We start from the raw sequence: 16995 nt of genomic DNA, 5'->3' as shown, positions 1-16995 counted from the left end.
ATATTTAAAAGATATAATCATTTAATACTGATTTTACATGCTCGATATGGCTAGATTCAAGTTTGATACTATCTCCATGTTTGTATGCATAGTTAGTTAGTGATTCCAAGTCTTCTTTTTCAGCTAATATAGACTTACCAATCTCTGTATCTGACCATTTGCCATAGCGTTCAGCAAGGATATTTTCCATAAACTTATCTTCTGTTAATTTAGCAGCTGCTTTCAGTCCACGGGCAAATGTATCCATTCCAGCAATATGTGCTAACAATAAATCTTCCATTGCAAAAGAAGAGCGTCTTACTTTTGCATCAAAATTAATACCACCGGGAGCAATTCCACCATTTTGTAAAATTTCATACATTGCCAGTGTTACATCAACAACATTTGTAGGGAACTCGTCTGTATCCCAGCCTAGTAGCATGTCTCCTTGGTTAGCATCAATGGAACCAAGCGCATTATAATCACGTGCTACACGTAGTTCATGTTCAAAAGTGTGACCAGCAAGCGTTGCATGGTTTGCCTCTAAGTTTAATTTAAAGTCACCTTCTAAATCGTAATGTTGAATAAATGCCATTGTTGTTGCAGCGTCGAAATCATATTGATGTTTGGATGGTTCTTTAGGTTTTGGTTCAATTAAGAATTGTGGTTTATGACCAATTTTTTCTGCATAGGCAATCACCATTTTAAATAGGCGAGCGATGTTATCTTGTTCAAACTTCATATCTGTATTTAACAGCGTTTCATAACCTTCACGTCCGCCCCAGAATACATAGTTTGCTCCACCTAATTTTTTAGAAATATCTAACCCTTTTTTCACTTGTGCTGCTGCATAGGCGAAAACTTCTGGGTCATTTGTTGAACCTGCCCCATTATTAAAGCGCGGGTGAGAAAACATATTCGCAGTGTTCCAAAGTAATTTAATGCCTGTTTCTTCCATTTTCACTTTGATTAAATCGGTAATTTCATCCAAATTATTCATAAAATCCTCGATGGAATCTCCTGCTGGGGCAATATCAATATCATGGAAACAAAAATATTCTACGCCTAATTTTTCAAGAATTTCAAAGAATGCCTCTACACGATTTTTCGCAGTATCCATCTCTGTTTCACCAATCCAAGTTCGCTCATTAGTAGCCATACCGAATGGATCACTACCATCTTGTGTCATTGTATGCCAATAAGCCATCGCAAAACGTAAATGTTCTTTCATTGGTTTTCCAAGAACTACCTCGTCTGCTTGATAATGGCGAAATGCCAAACTATTTTTTGTATTCTTACCTTCAAATTGTATTTTTTCTACTTGTGGGAAATAACTCATTGTATATATCCTCCTTTTAAATTTATATATTATTTTAGTTAGTTGGTGCGTCGAACTAACTATATAATACCCTTTTTCCCCATCTCTTGTAAAGCGGTTTCAGCAAATTCGTCCAAATAAAAAACTGTGGCGCCTATTTTCCACAGTTTTTCATTAAAAATTTATTTCTTAAAAATGACTTTTTGCGTTTCAAGTCCGAGTACTTGTCTAGTAATAAGTGCCACTCCGCCAAGCAAAGAGGAGTCATAAATGTCATGTTCAGTAAACTCAATTCGTGTATCGCCCAATGGATCTAGTTTTTTATATGCTACAGAAATTCGCTCCAGTAACTCAGGAAATTGCGCTAAAGAACGTGAAGATAAAAATATTGCTTCAGGGGCACTAAATTGGACTAAGTTATATGTAATTTGCGAAATAGCTGTAATCCATTCCTCAACAACTTCTAAAACAAACGGATTGCCCATTTTGATTAATGCAGCAAACTCATCCACTGTTAAATCCGGTTTTTCTTTGTGTTTTGCTATTTTTTCCATAATAGCTTTTTCAGAATAAAGTTCTTCTAAACGATAAACTTGTTGATCTTTACAAACAACTGAACGACCAATTTCGCCAGCCAACCCTTGTACACCATGGTAAAGTTGCTCGTTAATAATGGTTCCTACACCAATTCCATTATGAATATTCAATGCAATCAAATTAGTTAGTGGTTCCGCATCTGCATGATTCCAAAAATCTCTAATTGAAATAGCGGTTAAGTTCGCTTCATTTTCAAATCGAATGGGTACATCTACTATTTTTTGTAAAGCATGAAGTAATGAAAAAGAATCTAACTCTAAAAATGGACTATAACGGATTTCATTGTTGTAAACTGGTGCATGGGTTGATACAGCAATACCCAAAAGCCCATTCATTGTTTCATAATTCGGCAGGCTAGATATTATTTTTTTCATCATCTGAAAAACATCTTTTATGCTCTTTCCTATTAATCTAAGTGATTCTTTTTGGATTACTTCCCCATTTAAATAATTCACTGAATATCGTAAATGTCTTGCCCCCATATCAAAAGCTAAAACATAACCATAGCGATAATTAAACTGAATTAAATTTGGTTTACGTCCACCAGCATTACTGGACTCACCAATGCCGAGTTCTTCAATAAGTCCTGACTCATGAAGTTCGCGAACAATGGATGATACAGTGGATTTTTGCAGGTGAATTCTACTCGCAATTGAACTTCGAGATGTTGGTCCGGCATTAAATAATGTTTTTAATACTAATTTCTTATTATTTTCCCGCATCACATCTTGGTCTGTTTTTTGAGTCATACTTATATCCCTTTCTTGCCGTACATTTTATTTTCTACTGAAAAGTATATCATATTTTTTCCAAAATAAAGGAAAGATAATTTGCACATAAAAATAGGAAGGTAAAATGAAACTTCATTTTACCTTCCCCTTCTTTAACGTCTAGCAATATTCACTGTTGTAAAGACAAATTTATCATAACGGTGACGCGACTTCGAAAATTCAAAAGCAAGACCATTATTCAAATACACGGTTTGTTCTACTTCGACAACTGGATCATCCGCCGCACAGTCCAAATATTGTTGATCAAGCAAAGTCGCTTTATCCGCACGAATTTGTTTATAGGAACTCGCAATTTTTAAATGAAGTTCCTCTTGAATATACGAATAAATGGAGCCTTCCAAAATTTGTTGGTTAATTCCCGGGATGACTCCGACTGGCATATACGTATGTTCTAACACATATGGTTCATCTTTAACTACACGCACACGAAGAATATCATAAATGGGTGTTTCCATCTCAATATGCAAACGTTCCGCAATTTCTTCTGTTGGAAAAATAACTTTGAATTCAATGACCTTGCTAATCACTTTTTGACCATTTAAAAGTTTTGTAAAGCCATTTACTTCTTGATTGTGAATCTGCAACCGGTCCGCGTCCAGCGCCGATTTGATAATGAAAGTACCATGTCCACGTTTTCGGTAAAGCAATCCTTCAAGTACAAGTACCTCAAGTGCTTTTTTCATTGTCATTCGACTACAATCAAACTCTTTCGCCAAAGTTATTTCATCAGGAATAGGTTGATTAAGCGGATATGCGTGATTCATTATTCTTTTTCGAATTTCTTCAGCGATAAAACTATATTTTGTTTGATTCTGAGCCACGGAAGTTCACCTCTTTACACATAATAGTTTTATTTTATCATATTTAATCTTCAAAGCCATTATTTTTTGCGAGTTCTTTATACCAATGACCGGAAGCCTTAATAGTACGTTTGAAATTATTATCCAAGTCTACTTCGACTAAGCCATAACGGTTTTTGTAAGCATTCGCCCAACTCCAGCAATCCATAAATGTCCAAAGGTGATAACCATTACAATTTGCACCTTCATCTATTGCTTTATGCAACCATTTCAAATGACTCTTAATAAAGTCAATTCGGTAGGTATCTTCAATCATTCCATCTGCATTACGATAGCGACTTTCACCTTCAACACCCATTCCGTTTTCAGAAATAAAGAATGGAATATTATTATAATTATCGCGAATATTAATCGCAATATCATAAATCGCTCTTTCAAAAATTTCCCAACCACGGTATGGGTTCATTTTACGGTATGGCATTTCATAATTGTCAAAAAGATGTTCTGGCATAAACGGTGCATCCGGATGTGCCGCATATTCTTTTGCTTTCACACGGCGTGGTTGATAGTAATTCACACCTAAAATATCAATAATATTATTTTTGATTATCGCTAAATCTTCCTCTGTATATGTTGGTAAAGCATCATGCTCACGAATAATTTCCACAAGATCAGCCGGGAATTCCCCTTTTGTTACTGGATCTAGGAAACTACGATTGAAAATTAAATCTGCAATATGCGCCGCTTTTACATCAGCCGGGTTTTGGCTACGCGGATATGATGGTGTTAAGTTTAAGATAATCCCGATTTGAGCTTTAGGAATATTTAATGCATGAAATTCTTTAACAGCTAATGCATGTGCAAGTGTTGTATGGTAAGCCACTTGTATTGCGCGTTTAAAATCAACAACATTTGGAAAATGCATATCATATAAGTATCCCGCTTCTACAGGAACAATTGGCTCATTAAAAGTAAACCAATGTTTCACACGATCACCAAATAACTCAAAACAAGTTTTTGCAAAAGTTGCGTAGGCATCAACAACTTCACGACTTTCAAATCCGCCTTTTTCTTGCATCGACATTGGCATATCAAAATGGTATAGATTCATAAATGGTTCTACATTATTTGCAAGCATTTCATCAATAACTCGATTATAAAAATCAACTGCTTTCGGATTTACTTCTCCGATACCATCTGGAATAAGACGAGACCACTGAATGGACGTCCGGAAAGAATTATGTCCTGTTTGTTTCATTAAAGCAATGTCTTCTTTATATTGATAATAAAAGTTCGATGTATTTGTTGGTCCAACACCATTAAAGAAACGTCCTGGTTCAATATCATACCAGTGATCCCAAATACTAGGTTTTCTACCATCTACATTTGCTGCACCTTCTGTTTGAGGACCGGAAGCAGCACTACCCCACCAAAAATTTTCTGGAAATTTATACGTCATTATTTCTTACCTCCAATAATTATTTGCTTTTATTATACCTTATTTTTTTAAAAGTATAAACTTATTTTTTTAAAAGTTTGTTTTTTTATTTTTTATTTCAGATTGTATTGCTAAAAATGTTCTAATCGTCTACAATAAAAAAGTCGTATAAGTTCGGTAATATGGACCGTTCGTTTCTACCAGGCAACCGTAAAATGCCAGGCTACGAGCTATTGTAAATTACATAGGGATTTTTTGCTATTTTTTATTTTTTTATTCCCTTTTTTTACCTTTGCTCTTTCCGTTATGTGCGACAACATAAATAGGGAGGATTTTTTTAATGGATAAATTTTTTAAATTACGCGAGAATAAAACGACTGTTCGAACAGAAATACTCGCAGGGCTAACGACTTTCTTATCAATGGCTTATGTACTTTTTGTCAACCCATCCATGCTTGCAACTACTGGAATGGAATTAAAAGCTGTTTTTGTAGCGACGATTCTTGCTTCTGTTGTTGGATCACTTGCAATGGGGTTAATCGCCAACTATCCAATCGGACTTGCTCCAGGTATGGGATTAAATGCCTTTTTTGCTTATACCGTATGTGCGCAGTGGGGTATCCCTTGGCAAACAGCACTTGCAGGCGTACTTGTTTCTGGGTTAGTTTTTATTTGTTTAACACTTTCAGGTATTCGCGAAAAAATTGTTAATGCGATTCCTTCTGAGCTAAAATTTGCAGTTGGAGCTGGAATTGGTTTTTTCATTGCTTTTCTAGGATTGAAAAATGCCGGAATTATTGTGCCAAATGATTCGACGATTGTTGCGCTTGGTGACTTGCATTCTGGACCAGTTTTGCTTGCTGTTTTCGGAATTATTATTACCGTTTGTTATATGACACTTGGATGGAAAGGCGCGATTTTCTTTGGGATGGCTACAACTGCAATTGCTGGAATGATTTTTGGACTAATTGATGTTCCTACGCATATCGTTTCTTCCGTTCCAAGTATTGCACCGACTTTTGGTCAAGCAATTATTCATTTGCCAGATATTTTCACCCCACAAATGTTAATTGTTATTTTAACCTTTTTCTTCATTGATTTTTTTGATACTGCTGGCACTCTTGTTGCTGTTGCGACACAAGCTGGTTTTGTCAAAGATAATAAAATCCCACGTGCAGGACGTTCACTTTTTTCTGACTCCATTGCAACCGTATTTGGTGCCATTTTCGGGACATCCACAACTACTTCCTATGTAGAGTCTACTGCAGGTGTGGCAGTTGGTGGTCGAACTGGTTTAACTGCTGTCGTTATCGCCATTTGCTTCTCTTTATCCCTATTCTTTTCTCCGCTTCTCGGGGTCATTACTAGTGCGGTTACAACGCCAGCGCTCGTTATTGTAGGTATATTGATGATTGGTAATGTGGCGCATATTGATTGGACAAAATTTGAAGTTGCTGTGCCTGCGTTTTTTGTCGTATTAATGATGGTGCTTACATTCTCCATCGCAACAGGTATTGCAATAGGCTTTATCTTCTATCCAATTACAATGGCACTTAAAGGTCGTTATAAAGAAGTCCATCCAATCATGTATGTGATGATGGTACTGTTTATACTATATTTTATATTTGTTGTTTAAAACGTCAAAAGACCGAGGAATCTTCACTGTCCTCGGTCTTTGTTTAATCATAATAGACAATCATAAAATTTTTGCCTCGTTCTTCATCGTATCCTTGTACAAAATCAGTTTCCTCTAATTGCTCTAAATCTTTAACCACTACTGAAATATTTTTTCCTAATTTAATTGTTTTACGAATTTTTTTAGATAATTTTTCGCGTTTTTCTTCATCTAATTGAAAACTCTCTGGGAATCGTACATTGTTTTCTTTTTCAAATGTATCTACCATTGTGTTAAACTCAGTGATTTCTTCTGGCTTTTCAATGGTTGTCCGGGCAAATTCGGCAATATTAAGTGTTTCTTCGCCTGCTAAATATTCCGTTGTCGCTTTTACAAAATTAGATTTATCAAGCAATGATTCTTCCCGTTGCTTAATATAATCTGTACAAACCTCTACAAAACCTTCTGTATAAAATTTCTCGTCAGTAATTTTTTCAATTCCTAAAAATTTATCTTTCCAATATACTGAATCACCGCGATTGAGTCGGTCGAGTATTAACACTTTATTTCCTAAATCTTGTTCTAAATTGAAAATCAAACAACCTTTATCCAAATCAGTTCCTGTAATTCCTTTATCATAACCAATCTGGAATTCCCGACCATTAAAATCATTTTTCAAAAAGACTTCTTTATTTTCAACTTTAAAAATACCAATACCATTCGTAAAATCACCGTCAACAACACAGCCTTCAATAAAGAAAATCCACACATCACCGCTTTTAATATTTGGATGTGTTGTTTCACTATATAAATGTTCCAAAATTTTCTTTGATTCATCAAGAAATTCATCTTCCATTGCAAACATATTGGCTGCAAACGTTCGAACTTCATTAAAGTCTAGATCCGTTTCGTGAGTGAACTGATAATATTCATCTTTTTTAAATGGTTCTAAAAAAATCGAAGCAAGTGTTTGATTCATTTCGGAGCCAATATCAGCAAGTACATTGACCGACACCTCTGTCCCTTCTTCCCTCGCTTTATTTCCAGCAAAGTGGACAACGAGTTTAGTTATCTTGGCATAAGAAAAATCTGGCATTTCTTTATCATCCTAACTTTTATAAAATGGTTATTTCCTGTATACTAATTTTATTATGAACACTTGGAGGGAAAGCAATGATTCCAGCAGATTTTGAAGATCGCGTTTATGAAGTAGTTAGACAAATTCCTCGTGGCAAAGTAACAACTTATGGTCAAATTGCCTATAAAATTGGCTTTCCAAAAAATGCCCGGCTTGTTGGTGCCACTTTAAAACGTTCGAAGCGTGATAAAGTTACACCTTGTCATCGTGTCGTTAATGCGGCTGGTCGTCTTGTACCTAATTGGGATGAACAGCGCGAACTACTTTTATCTGAAGGTATCCAATTTAAAGCAAATGGACATGTTGATCTAAAAACCTATTTTTGGCAATAAACTTCATACGCTCTACCAACATCCTGAACTCCATGCGCATCAGATCCATATACAAATGGAATCTGCAATTCATTCGCTAAAAGAATAATCTCTTTTGGCGGGTAAGTTTCACCACATAAGGCTTTAAATAACCCAGCTGTATTAAAATCAAGTTCGTAATCTCTTTTTTTTACTAAAGTAAGCACTTGTTGAAATTGTTCTTTTACTTCAACTGAAAACATATTCCCTGACGGACCAAAATACTGCCAAAACTTTTGACATAAAGAAATATGTCCCATCCTCGTAGGTTTATAACTTCCCAAATCCGCTTCGATTGACTGTTTAATTCCTGCTAAATAGGCTAGTTGCGCGTTTTCAAATCCATCGTAAAATTGAACAATTCCTGTATCATAATCCTCCGCTGAAAAATCAATGGCACGATAACCACCCTGCCCTTTTAAAAAATGTAATGACAAAATACCGTCGTCTGTTTGTGGCCCGTACTCATTAAGAAAATCCCGCGTAAAATCTTCATACCCCATCAAATAATCTACTTCAAATCCAATATGTATTAATAAATCACTCGCATATTTTTTCTTTAAATGCATCATTTTTTTCAAATAGTATTCTATATCATTAAGCGCCATACCCGCAGTCTCTACTGCTTCCTGGTCTCCAGCGGTTTCTTTCATAAATTCACTAGGAAGCGGTGCATGTTCGACAATTGAATATTCATCAAAATTAAGTTCTATCGCTCTTAAAATCATTTCTTCTACGTCTTCTCTCGTTCCGTGCGGACAAAATTCTGTATGTGTATGTCCATCTCTTTTCATCCTCTGCACCCCTTCCATTTTCTTCTAAATAACACACTTATTATACCATAATGAGCCATTTATTATTTATAACCTATAATATAAAAAGAAAGTTCTCTACCTAAAAAACAAACTTAAAAAAATAAATCTAGCTTATAGCAACAAAAAAAACAGTTGGAAAATAAACATGACAATATCGTCACTTTGAAGATTATTATTGTAAGAAAAAACGCAGGATTATTTAGAAATTCTCTTATATACTTGTTTCCATGGAGCGCTTTTACCCAAAAGAAAGCGAGTGATGTTAAAGCCTTATTAAAAAATTCAAATTCGTCTTATCCCTTGGCGTTGCTTTAACATTATGAACTCCCTAATACTCCCTTAACCGCATCCCCCTGGTGCGGTTATTTTTTATATTAAAACGTACAAGTCATGTCAGCTAATAAAAAGCCAAAATACTGCCAACAAGATGACATTTTTTTCTATAAAAATTGCAAAAACGTTCTCATTGACTACATTTTAAAAAATTTCTGAAAAATTGGTTTTTATGCTTGAAAATATTCTCAACAATGTGTAAACTAACAACATAGGTAAGAAAAGTTGACCTACTTGATGCGAAAGTGCAGTTTCTTTTTCACTTTATAACATTTTATGTATTGAAATTGGTTTTTTACTTTTTCTTATAGTCAAAATATTTAAACAAGGAGCGATTAAAGTATGGCACAAATGTCCACTATCCAAAATGACACAAAAACAGCAGAAGACTACGCAGCACGTGTGTTTGCAACAATTAAACAACGTAATCCTGGAGAAACCGAATTTCATCAAGCGGTAGAAGAATTTTTAACCTCTGTTATTCCAGCGCTTGCTAAAGAACCTAAGTACGAAGCAAATGGTATCTTAGAGCAACTTACTGAACCTGAACGTCTTATTAGTTTTCGAGTTTCATGGGTAGATGATTCTGGTGCAGTACAGGTTAATCGTGGTTACCGCGTGCAATTCAATAGCGCAATTGGACCATATAAAGGCGGCTTACGTTTTCACCCTTCTGTCACAGGAAGTATCGTCAAATTCCTTGGTTTCGAGCAAATTTTTAAAAATTCCTTAACAGGATTACCAATAGGTGGAGGTAAAGGCGGATCTGACTTTAATCCAAAAGGAAAATCAGATGCTGAAGTAATGCGCTTTTGCCAAAGTTTTATGACGGAATTACAAAAACATATCGGTCCTGATACAGATGTTCCTGCTGGTGATATTGGGGTTGGTGGACGAGAAATAGGTTACTTATTCGGTCAATATAAACGTCTTCGCGGCGCATATGATGCAGGGACTTTAACTGGAAAAGGACTTACTTACGGCGGAAGCTTAGCAAGAACAGAAGCTACAGGCTATGGTCTTGTTTATTTTACAGTAGAAATGTTAGAAGCTGCCGGTGAAACAATCCGTGGCAAAAAAATTGTTGTTTCTGGTTCTGGAAATGTAGCTACTTACGCTATTGAAAAAGCACACGAACTAGGTGCAAAAGTAGTGGCATGTAGTGATTCTTCTGGTTTCATTTATGATAAAGACGGCATTCAAGTAGCAACCGTTAAGCAAATAAAAGAAGTAGAACGCAAACGTATTAGTGAATATGTTGCTTTCCATCCTTCTGCTGAATATTATGCTGGTGGTGATGTTTGGTCAATTCCGTGCGATATTGCTTTACCATGTGCCACACAAAACGAAATCAATGCGGATCAAGCTCGTGCCTTAGTGAAAAATGGTGTTATTGCAATTGCAGAAGGTGCTAATATGCCTTCTACACTTGAAGCTATTGATATTTACCATGAAAACAATGTACTATTTGGACCTGCCAAAGCTGCTAATGCTGGTGGTGTTGCAGTATCCGCGCTTGAAATGGCTCAAAACAGCACTCGAATGAGCTGGACATTTCAAACAGTTGATGAACATTTACAAAACATTATGAAAGACATTTATAAAAATTCTAGCAACGCAGCAAGCGAATACGGCTCACCTGGAAACTTAGTTATAGGTTCCAACATTGCCGGTTTCCTAAAAATCGCTGATACAATGATTGCTCAAGGAATTATTTAATAAAAAAGGCACTCTTCCCCAAAAAGAGTGTCTTTCTTTTTCATCACAAAAAACTAGCATCTCATTACAATTTTGTTTATACATTAACTTCTAACGAACATAATAGAAACAATTGCTTTTAATCTGTTTAGAACTCTTTCCAACTTTTTGCCAGTACGCCGATATACAACTTGATTATTTCCTAGGATAATTTCTTTTGCTAATCTTTTTTCATCTAAAATATGAAGTTTGTGAATTGTAGCCTAGACAAACAATTATTTTATTTTTCTCTGCCTGTCTGGGCTTTTCCATACACCTGTTCCATATCCTAAAATCGTTTTTATAGCTGGGAAAAAGGTTGTTGCAATCGTTGCCGCACTTAACATCCAATAAAATAATAAATAAAGTGGTGCGAAGATAAAATATTTTACCTTTCGACTTTTCTTATCCATAAATAATGCTGTGAAAATTTGTGATAAACCAGCTACCATTTCAAAGCAAATAAAAATCCCTGAAAGTACAAGCATATGTTTTATGGCTTGATATTGTTGCGTCCAAATTAAATACATCATGGTGATGAAAAAAATAATAGAAGATATCCAAAAAAAGAATGTCCAAATAATACTTAAGCTTTGATCAAAATAAATGCCCGTTCTTCCAGGTTTTCTAAATGGATGACGAAAAACTTTTTTGAAATTAGTCAACCATACTTCGGTACCACCTTTTGCCCAACGTTTCCGCTGTTTATATAATAATTTAGTTGTTTCTGGCACTTCCATATAAAATTTGATGTCTTCAGCAAACAACGCTAACCATCCGCCAAGTTGATGATCCCATGCTATACTAATATCCTCTGTAGCTCGATTTTGTCTAAAAAGTCCAGCATCAATAAGTGCTTGCTTTTTGTACATGGTGTTTGCCCCGCTATATGCATAAATCACACCAAAAACAGCTGTTTGAGTACGTTTAATAATACCAACTATACTCGCGAATTCTACTGTTTGTGATTTCCCAACTAGTGTTGATCGATTTCGTACTACAGCATTAGAAGTAATCGCCGCAATGTTACGGCTCTCCATCCGAATAAAATAGTTAATATATTTTTTCAGTGCATTGGTTCTGGTACAATATCTGCATCGTTGCTCAAAATTAATTCTCCTCTAGCAAACCCGACACCAATATTAAAGGCATGTGCTTTTCCTTTATTTTTTTCTATTCTAACAACTCTCAAATTGTGATATTGTTTTTGTAATCGTGCTAAAATTTCAGGTGTTTCGTCTGTTGAACCGTCATCCATAACAAGCACTTCATACTTACTATAATGTAGCTTGTTCATCATATAGTGTATTGTGTCTTCGATAATAAGTTCTTCATTATGTGCTGGAATCATAATCGTTATAAATGGCTCCACCTCTTTTGGTATATCAATCCACTCATCCTGCCGATAATGATATAGGAACTTATAACAAATTACCCCTGTCAACCAAGCAATTCCTCCTAAAACTGGATAAGTGAGTAAAATAACGAAAAAAATCATTATCAGTATATTTATAAATGGTGAGCCTGGTTTCTATATTCATCATTTTAGAGGTACCTCATTCTCTTTATACAATTTCTCTATATCATCATCAAGGAAGTTTTGTTCTTCAGAAACAGAATAGTACCGAACCAATTCACGCTGTTTCTTTGGACCGAAACGTTCATGATATAATTTTTCCATAATCTGTTCTCGTCTCTCTGCTTGTATTACATTATACGTTGCTTCTTTTTGTAAATGTTGTTTAAAAGTCCGATTATTCCATATGGTTAAACAGACAAACATAATAATAATGAAAATAATTGCGGCTAAGTAATAATATTTTAATATATTAAAAATATGTATAGCCATTTCAAAAGCATTATAGACAATTACCTCATCTTGCTGAAACAATATCGGAAATAATATGAACCAAAAGGGAAGCAATAAAAGAAGCCAAGCAAATAGAACAATTACTAATTGACGAATTTTCAGCCCAATATGACCTCTCTCAAAAAAATAATCTACAATTAAGCTTTCTTCCTCGGTATGTTTTATCTCGGAAGTTTCCATATAGTATACACTCTCTTTCCTTATAAATTTTTCACTTTTACAGCCCACCGCTAAATAATCTTCACTTACACATAATCTGCAATAGGCTTTCTTCTAATTTTTTCTATTCTTTAGAACTTATGAATCAATCAACTCACTTGAAAGATTCGAGTCCAACTCTTTTTTTATTCGATATACTGTCATCCGTGTCACGCTATTTTTTTCTGCAATCGCTTTTATAGATAGCCCATCATTTAACATTCGAACAATTTGATGGTAAACTGCTTGTTTTTGTGGGTCTTTTGCATTTGCAGTATAAAGCTTCGGTCTCCCTTTGTACACTCCTTTTTCTTTTGCAATCGCTATCCCTTGCGCCTGTCTTCTTTTACTCTCAGTTCTTTCTCTTTCAGCAATCATAGCTAACAACTGAAGAATTAAATCCTTTACAAATTTATCCAATAAGGGGTCTGCTAATGGCTCACTTAACAAAGGTACACTAGTGACCAATAAGCCAACATTTTTCTCTTTAAGAAAATTTACCGTCTGTACGATTTCTGTATAATTTCTCCCCAACTGGTCAATGGCTTCTACCATGAAAAAATCATCTTTATGTGCAAAATTTAATGCTCGATTAAATTCCTCCCGATTAATGACATTCGTACCAGATTTCTTCTCTACAAATATTTTTCCAGCTCCATGTCTCTTAAATTCTTCCATTTGTCGATCTAGATTTTGATCAGTAGAACTTACACGGGCATAAGCTATTATCATAATAATCCCTCCTTTTTTCAAAACCATTTAATATACACCCTAATTTTACATAGAAAATGGTGTGTTTGCAATAACTAAGTTGTGTTTACTATGGGTGTCACCAATTGGATAATTAAAAAAGTCCCTATTGATTCATATCCATGTACAATGTGATTCATTATAGATATATAAAAAGAAGAGGCGAAAATCCGTCTCCTCTTTCTAAGTCTCATTGTTATAGATAATTTGCGATTTCTACCAAACCAAACTAGCACGTTTTTAAACCCCGTTCAATTTTGCTACTTCATTTAGTTGCTTCTTCTTTTATTTCTACTAGTTTCTTCTTAGTCATTGTAGGTGGACGTCCTTTCTGTTTAGAAAGTCCCTCTATACCAAGCGTACGATACATTCTAAGCCAATTCACAATCAAAGATGGATTGTTCATTTTAAGAAAATTGGCTACTTTTTGATAGGATAACTCTGTCGTTAAGTACAACTTATCGCATTTAACTTAAATTGAACAGAGTAATTCTTACTTTTCCGACTACGAAGTAGTCCTTCTTCACCAAATTCTTTATAGGCATTTATCCATTTTCTTACTTGAGAATTAGTTTTAACCCCATACTTTTTTGCAAGAAATGTTGTACCTCCTTGACCAGATAAATAGTCATGGACAATGTTAAGCTTAAATTCCAAACTGTATTTTACCATACAAAAAACCTCCAAAAGTCAGATTTTCAGATCTAACTTTTGGAGGTCAGCTCATATACCAGAGCTTTTTTAAATTTACAGTATCTTATATTCAACAGTTAATCTAACCTATTTGCTAAATACTATTCAACTTACTATTTTGCAGAATCATTCCTTTTATTTCTAACAAAGGGAATAATTGCAATTGCAAAAGAAACAGTTGCAACTACTAAAACAATAATATTGAAATTGTTAAAAATAAGCGTCCCTAAACTAAACAAAATGATAAAGAAAAGCAAATAACCAATCCATTTTTTATAATTCAATATCATATCCCCTCACTTTAAGTGGTTTATTTTCTTACTTTTTGATAACTTGTTGTTACTGGACCTTTCCAGGTGCTCTTATTATTTGTAAATTCATCAATAACTTTATAGTAGTAATACTTTTTATCTGATTTTTTATAGATGGTTTGTCTCATATACTTATAACCTTTAAAATTACTGCTTAATCCAGTTGTTATCATTGCCCTAGCAACAGGAGGCCCCATCGGAACCGCAGTTAATCCACCAGCTAATAATGCTTGATATAAAGTATTAATCCCCGACAGTTTTACTACCTGTTTGGAAACATATTTATAAGTAGATCCTCCCGATTGCGTTTGATTAGAACGTACCATTGGAATTATTGGATCTACAAGCTCTATTTGCCCTGGATTTTGATCAAATCCATATATTATTAGCTCCTCATTTTTTTCCACAGTACTTGCTTGAGCTACATTAGGAATTGATATCCCACTAATTAATATTCCTACAACTAATAAAGCACATACACAGTTCTTTACTTGCTTTTGTCTTGTCTCTGTTCTCATTTTTCATTCTCTCCTTTTTATGTAATTTATTGTGCATCTTAATGATATCATGTTAAAAATAAATTTGATAGTGTTTTCACATAATTTTCTGTTTTTTTAGTATGTGATTGTAAACTTATTTGTTTTAAACATTAGAATAAACCTCCTTTAGTATTTTTAACTTCTGTATTATCTAATAATTGGTCAAAAAATTTCATATTATTTATACTCCAATCCGATAGTTAAGTCAATTATTCACTATATTTCTATCAATTCTGTTTATGAAGCACTGACGTTTGCAGTGGTTTTTGTCTCACTCGTAGTTATACTTTTTGACAAAAAAATAACCATCTGATTCACTTTAGCAAGGCGATCGATGGTTACTTCTTCATGTAATTATTAGTCATTGTCTTTTATATGGTATTATTTATTGAGAATTATGTTCATGCATAGCTCTCTTTTCTTTTGCTATTAACACATTTATAGACGCTTCGACATACCCTATCCAAAAACTTCTAATGAATGTTTTACAAACCAAGGAGGCCGCATTCTGCCAACAAAAATGCTTACGCCAAATCAGAAGGAACGAAACCTTTTTGAATCATTGTAAACTAACTTGTTTTCTGTCTACTTCATTGATACCTGCCCACCTATGACTCTTGAATAATTAGTTTATAAACTGTTTCTTTTTCAAAGCGTTCATTTGGTTTTAAAATCACGTTGCCCCACTCTGGATAATCGGTTGCTCCTGGTGCCACTTGGGTTTCCAAAGTAATTCCTCCATGGTTCGCTAATTTTTTCCCGTGCATGATAGGACCTTCATCCCCAACATTCGCTGTAAAAACCACTACAGCAGGATCGTCTGTTGTCATTTCGACGATTACTTTTTTATCTGGAGAAGTGAGTGTGACTTGTGGCGATTGTTTATTTAATAAAAATGGGTGATCCAGTCCATCAATTTTACTTGCTTCTGATGCCACGTTCGTAAATAGTTCGCTCATTTTTTTCCCTTGAGTAAAATCAAAAATCGTTCCTTGAACACTGTTAACATTTCCTGTTGGAATAACTTGTTTATCTACTTCAATGTAGCGTTGTGCGTTCATTTTTAAAATATGTTCATCGATTCCTTTTGTACTATCTCCTGTCAAATTAAAATATACATGATTGGTAGGATTGTATATGGTCGCTTTGTCAGTTGTCGCAGTATAAAAGATTTTCCATTCATTCGTATTGGTTAATGTGTAGGTGACTTTTGCTGTTAGATTCCCCGGAAAGCCTTGATCTCCATCTGGACTTGTGAAAGTGAAGGTAACAGCCACAAAATCTTTTGCTATTTTTTCGGTAGCTTCCCACATATATTTGTCAAAGCCGATACCGCCGTGTAAGTTATGTCCCGTTTCAGAATCTACAGAAACTTGATATTGTTGCTGCTCAATAGTAAATGTTCCTTGTCTTATTCGGCCTGAAAAACGTCCAATTGACGCACCAATATAAGGATCTTTTTCTAAATACTCTTCAATTGAATCAAATCCTAAAACCGTTTCTCTTAGTTTTCCATCTACCATCACTTTTAAAGAAACGATACGGGCTCCTTGGTTTGACACAGCTAGTTCCGAGCCTTGATTGTTTTTTAAAATAAATAAATCAGCAGTTTTACCAAAGCTCTTTTTAAGAATATCCATTGTAATCGCCCCTTTTTCCCACAAAAATTATACACCAAACCTTCAAATTTAAAATGAACGATCGAACAGATTTAAAAACTTGA

The 16995-nt window shown here is 34.7% G+C and carries 16 protein-coding genes, 1 pseudogene and 1 riboswitch; of the genes and pseudogenes, 3 read left to right on the top strand and 14 right to left on the bottom strand.

Translation table 11 applies throughout. From position 1 onward, the window contains the following. Window positions 1–4: 4 nt before the first annotated feature. The 4 genes from xylA to HCJ50_RS06585 form a co-directional block, all read right to left on the bottom strand. On the bottom strand, window positions 5–1318 hold the full coding sequence (gene xylA / locus HCJ50_RS06600; protein WP_185344635.1) for a xylose isomerase: 1314 nt from the start codon (window positions 1316–1318) through the stop codon (window positions 5–7). Between the two features lie 161 nt (window positions 1319–1479). After that, the gene (locus HCJ50_RS06595) at window positions 1480–2643 is read right to left on the bottom strand and encodes an ROK family transcriptional regulator (RefSeq protein ID WP_185344633.1); all 1164 of its coding nucleotides are present in this window, start codon (window positions 2641–2643) and stop codon (window positions 1480–1482) included. A 134-nt stretch (window positions 2644–2777) separates the two neighbouring features. Then, window positions 2778–3506, bottom strand: a complete 729-nt coding sequence (locus tag HCJ50_RS06590; protein WP_185344631.1) for a GntR family transcriptional regulator — start codon at window positions 3504–3506, stop codon at window positions 2778–2780. A 43-nt stretch (window positions 3507–3549) separates the two neighbouring features. Beyond that, complete coding sequence (locus HCJ50_RS06585; RefSeq protein WP_185344629.1) at window positions 3550–4944, bottom strand: glycoside hydrolase family 1 protein; 1395 nt, start codon at window positions 4942–4944, stop codon at window positions 3550–3552. A 123-nt stretch (window positions 4945–5067) separates the two neighbouring features. Continuing rightward, window positions 5068–5169: riboswitch (purine riboswitch) on the top strand. A 94-nt stretch (window positions 5170–5263) separates the two neighbouring features. Between HCJ50_RS06585 and HCJ50_RS06580 the strand changes: the two genes are divergently transcribed. After that, window positions 5264–6559, top strand: a complete 1296-nt coding sequence (locus HCJ50_RS06580) for an NCS2 family permease (RefSeq protein ID WP_185344627.1) — start codon at window positions 5264–5266, stop codon at window positions 6557–6559. Window positions 6560–6602: 43 nt separating this feature from the next. Here the strand turns inward: HCJ50_RS06580 and HCJ50_RS06575 are convergent, their stop codons facing one another. Then, window positions 6603–7634: a nucleoid-associated protein gene (locus tag HCJ50_RS06575; protein WP_185380505.1), complete on the bottom strand. Its 1032-nt coding sequence runs from the start codon at window positions 7632–7634 to the stop codon at window positions 6603–6605. A 77-nt stretch (window positions 7635–7711) separates the two neighbouring features. Here HCJ50_RS06575 and HCJ50_RS06570 point away from each other — a divergent pair, with 77 nt between their 5' ends. Next, window positions 7712–8008 (top strand): MGMT family protein, encoded by a 297-nt coding sequence (locus tag HCJ50_RS06570; protein WP_185344625.1) that lies wholly within the window; start codon window positions 7712–7714, stop codon window positions 8006–8008. On the opposite strand, the gene hisJ is transcribed toward HCJ50_RS06570, so the two are convergent. Then, window positions 7993–8820 carry a histidinol-phosphatase HisJ gene (gene hisJ, locus HCJ50_RS06565; protein ID WP_185344623.1) on the bottom strand — a complete coding sequence of 276 codons (828 nt, stop codon included), beginning with the start codon at window positions 8818–8820 and terminating at the stop codon, window positions 7993–7995. The genes HCJ50_RS06570 and hisJ overlap by 16 nt on opposite strands. 696 nt (window positions 8821–9516) lie before the next feature. Between hisJ and gdhA the strand changes: the two genes are divergently transcribed. Further along, a complete protein-coding gene (gene gdhA, locus HCJ50_RS06560; protein ID WP_185344621.1) occupies window positions 9517–10893 on the top strand; it encodes an NADP-specific glutamate dehydrogenase in 1377 nt (458 codons plus the stop codon). 254 nt (window positions 10894–11147) lie between these two features. Here the strand turns inward: gdhA and HCJ50_RS06555 are convergent, their stop codons facing one another. The 8 genes and pseudogenes from HCJ50_RS06555 to HCJ50_RS06520 all read right to left on the bottom strand — a co-directional run bounded on the left by HCJ50_RS06555 (window position 11148) and on the right by HCJ50_RS06520 (window position 16912). Then, a complete protein-coding gene (locus tag HCJ50_RS06555) occupies window positions 11148–11951 on the bottom strand; it encodes a glycosyltransferase family 2 protein (RefSeq protein ID WP_376698825.1) in 804 nt (267 codons plus the stop codon). Between the two features lie 26 nt (window positions 11952–11977). Next, the gene (locus tag HCJ50_RS16085; RefSeq protein WP_376699624.1) at window positions 11978–12355 is read right to left on the bottom strand and encodes a glycosyltransferase; all 378 of its coding nucleotides are present in this window, start codon (window positions 12353–12355) and stop codon (window positions 11978–11980) included. A 96-nt stretch (window positions 12356–12451) separates the two neighbouring features. Continuing rightward, window positions 12452–12961 (bottom strand): hypothetical protein, encoded by a 510-nt coding sequence (locus HCJ50_RS06550; RefSeq protein WP_185344619.1) that lies wholly within the window; start codon window positions 12959–12961, stop codon window positions 12452–12454. Window positions 12962–13078: 117 nt separating this feature from the next. Beyond that, window positions 13079–13711, bottom strand: a complete 633-nt coding sequence (locus HCJ50_RS06545; protein ID WP_185344617.1) for a recombinase family protein — start codon at window positions 13709–13711, stop codon at window positions 13079–13081. 289 nt (window positions 13712–14000) lie between these two features. Beyond that, window positions 14001–14401: pseudogene (locus tag HCJ50_RS16080) on the bottom strand (transposase); the annotation flags it as partial. A 134-nt stretch (window positions 14402–14535) separates the two neighbouring features. Next, complete coding sequence (locus tag HCJ50_RS06530; RefSeq protein ID WP_185344611.1) at window positions 14536–14706, bottom strand: hypothetical protein; 171 nt, start codon at window positions 14704–14706, stop codon at window positions 14536–14538. 26 nt (window positions 14707–14732) lie between these two features. Beyond that, window positions 14733–15251 (bottom strand): hypothetical protein, encoded by a 519-nt coding sequence (locus HCJ50_RS06525; protein ID WP_185344609.1) that lies wholly within the window; start codon window positions 15249–15251, stop codon window positions 14733–14735. A gap of 629 nt (window positions 15252–15880) precedes the next feature. After that, complete coding sequence (locus HCJ50_RS06520) at window positions 15881–16912, bottom strand: aldose epimerase family protein (protein ID WP_185395522.1); 1032 nt, start codon at window positions 16910–16912, stop codon at window positions 15881–15883. Between the last annotated feature and the right edge of the window lie 83 nt (window positions 16913–16995).

Source organism: Listeria immobilis (genome assembly GCF_014322765.1).
GTDB classification, from domain to species: Bacteria; Bacillota; Bacilli; order Lactobacillales; family Listeriaceae; genus Listeria; species Listeria immobilis.
Note: the sequence above shows the minus strand (reverse complement) of the source record. Positions and strands in the feature narration are given on the sequence as shown.

What these genes read in the sequence shown, in the direction of transcription:
- HCJ50_RS06520 (WP_185395522.1), bottom strand. Translation starts at nt 16,912, where the DNA reads ATGGATATTCTTAAAAAGAGCTTTGGTAAAACTGCTGATTTATTTATT.
- HCJ50_RS06555 (WP_376698825.1), bottom strand. Translation starts at nt 11,951, where the DNA reads ATGGAGAGCCGTAACATTGCGGCGATTACTTCTAATGCTGTAGTACGA.
- HCJ50_RS06580 (WP_185344627.1), top strand. Translation starts at nt 5,264, where the DNA reads ATGGATAAATTTTTTAAATTACGCGAGAATAAAACGACTGTTCGAACA.
- hisJ (WP_185344623.1), bottom strand. Translation starts at nt 8,820, where the DNA reads ATGAAAAGAGATGGACATACACATACAGAATTTTGTCCGCACGGAACG.
- HCJ50_RS06550 (WP_185344619.1), bottom strand. Translation starts at nt 12,961, where the DNA reads ATGGAAACTTCCGAGATAAAACATACCGAGGAAGAAAGCTTAATTGTA.
- gdhA (WP_185344621.1), top strand. Translation starts at nt 9,517, where the DNA reads ATGGCACAAATGTCCACTATCCAAAATGACACAAAAACAGCAGAAGAC.
- HCJ50_RS06525 (WP_185344609.1), bottom strand. Translation starts at nt 15,251, where the DNA reads ATGAGAACAGAGACAAGACAAAAGCAAGTAAAGAACTGTGTATGTGCT.
- HCJ50_RS06595 (WP_185344633.1), bottom strand. Translation starts at nt 2,643, where the DNA reads ATGACTCAAAAAACAGACCAAGATGTGATGCGGGAAAATAATAAGAAA.
- HCJ50_RS06545 (WP_185344617.1), bottom strand. Translation starts at nt 13,711, where the DNA reads ATGATAATAGCTTATGCCCGTGTAAGTTCTACTGATCAAAATCTAGAT.
- HCJ50_RS06575 (WP_185380505.1), bottom strand. Translation starts at nt 7,634, where the DNA reads ATGCCAGATTTTTCTTATGCCAAGATAACTAAACTCGTTGTCCACTTT.
- HCJ50_RS06570 (WP_185344625.1), top strand. Translation starts at nt 7,712, where the DNA reads ATGATTCCAGCAGATTTTGAAGATCGCGTTTATGAAGTAGTTAGACAA.
- HCJ50_RS06585 (WP_185344629.1), bottom strand. Translation starts at nt 4,944, where the DNA reads ATGACGTATAAATTTCCAGAAAATTTTTGGTGGGGTAGTGCTGCTTCC.
- xylA (WP_185344635.1), bottom strand. Translation starts at nt 1,318, where the DNA reads ATGAGTTATTTCCCACAAGTAGAAAAAATACAATTTGAAGGTAAGAAT.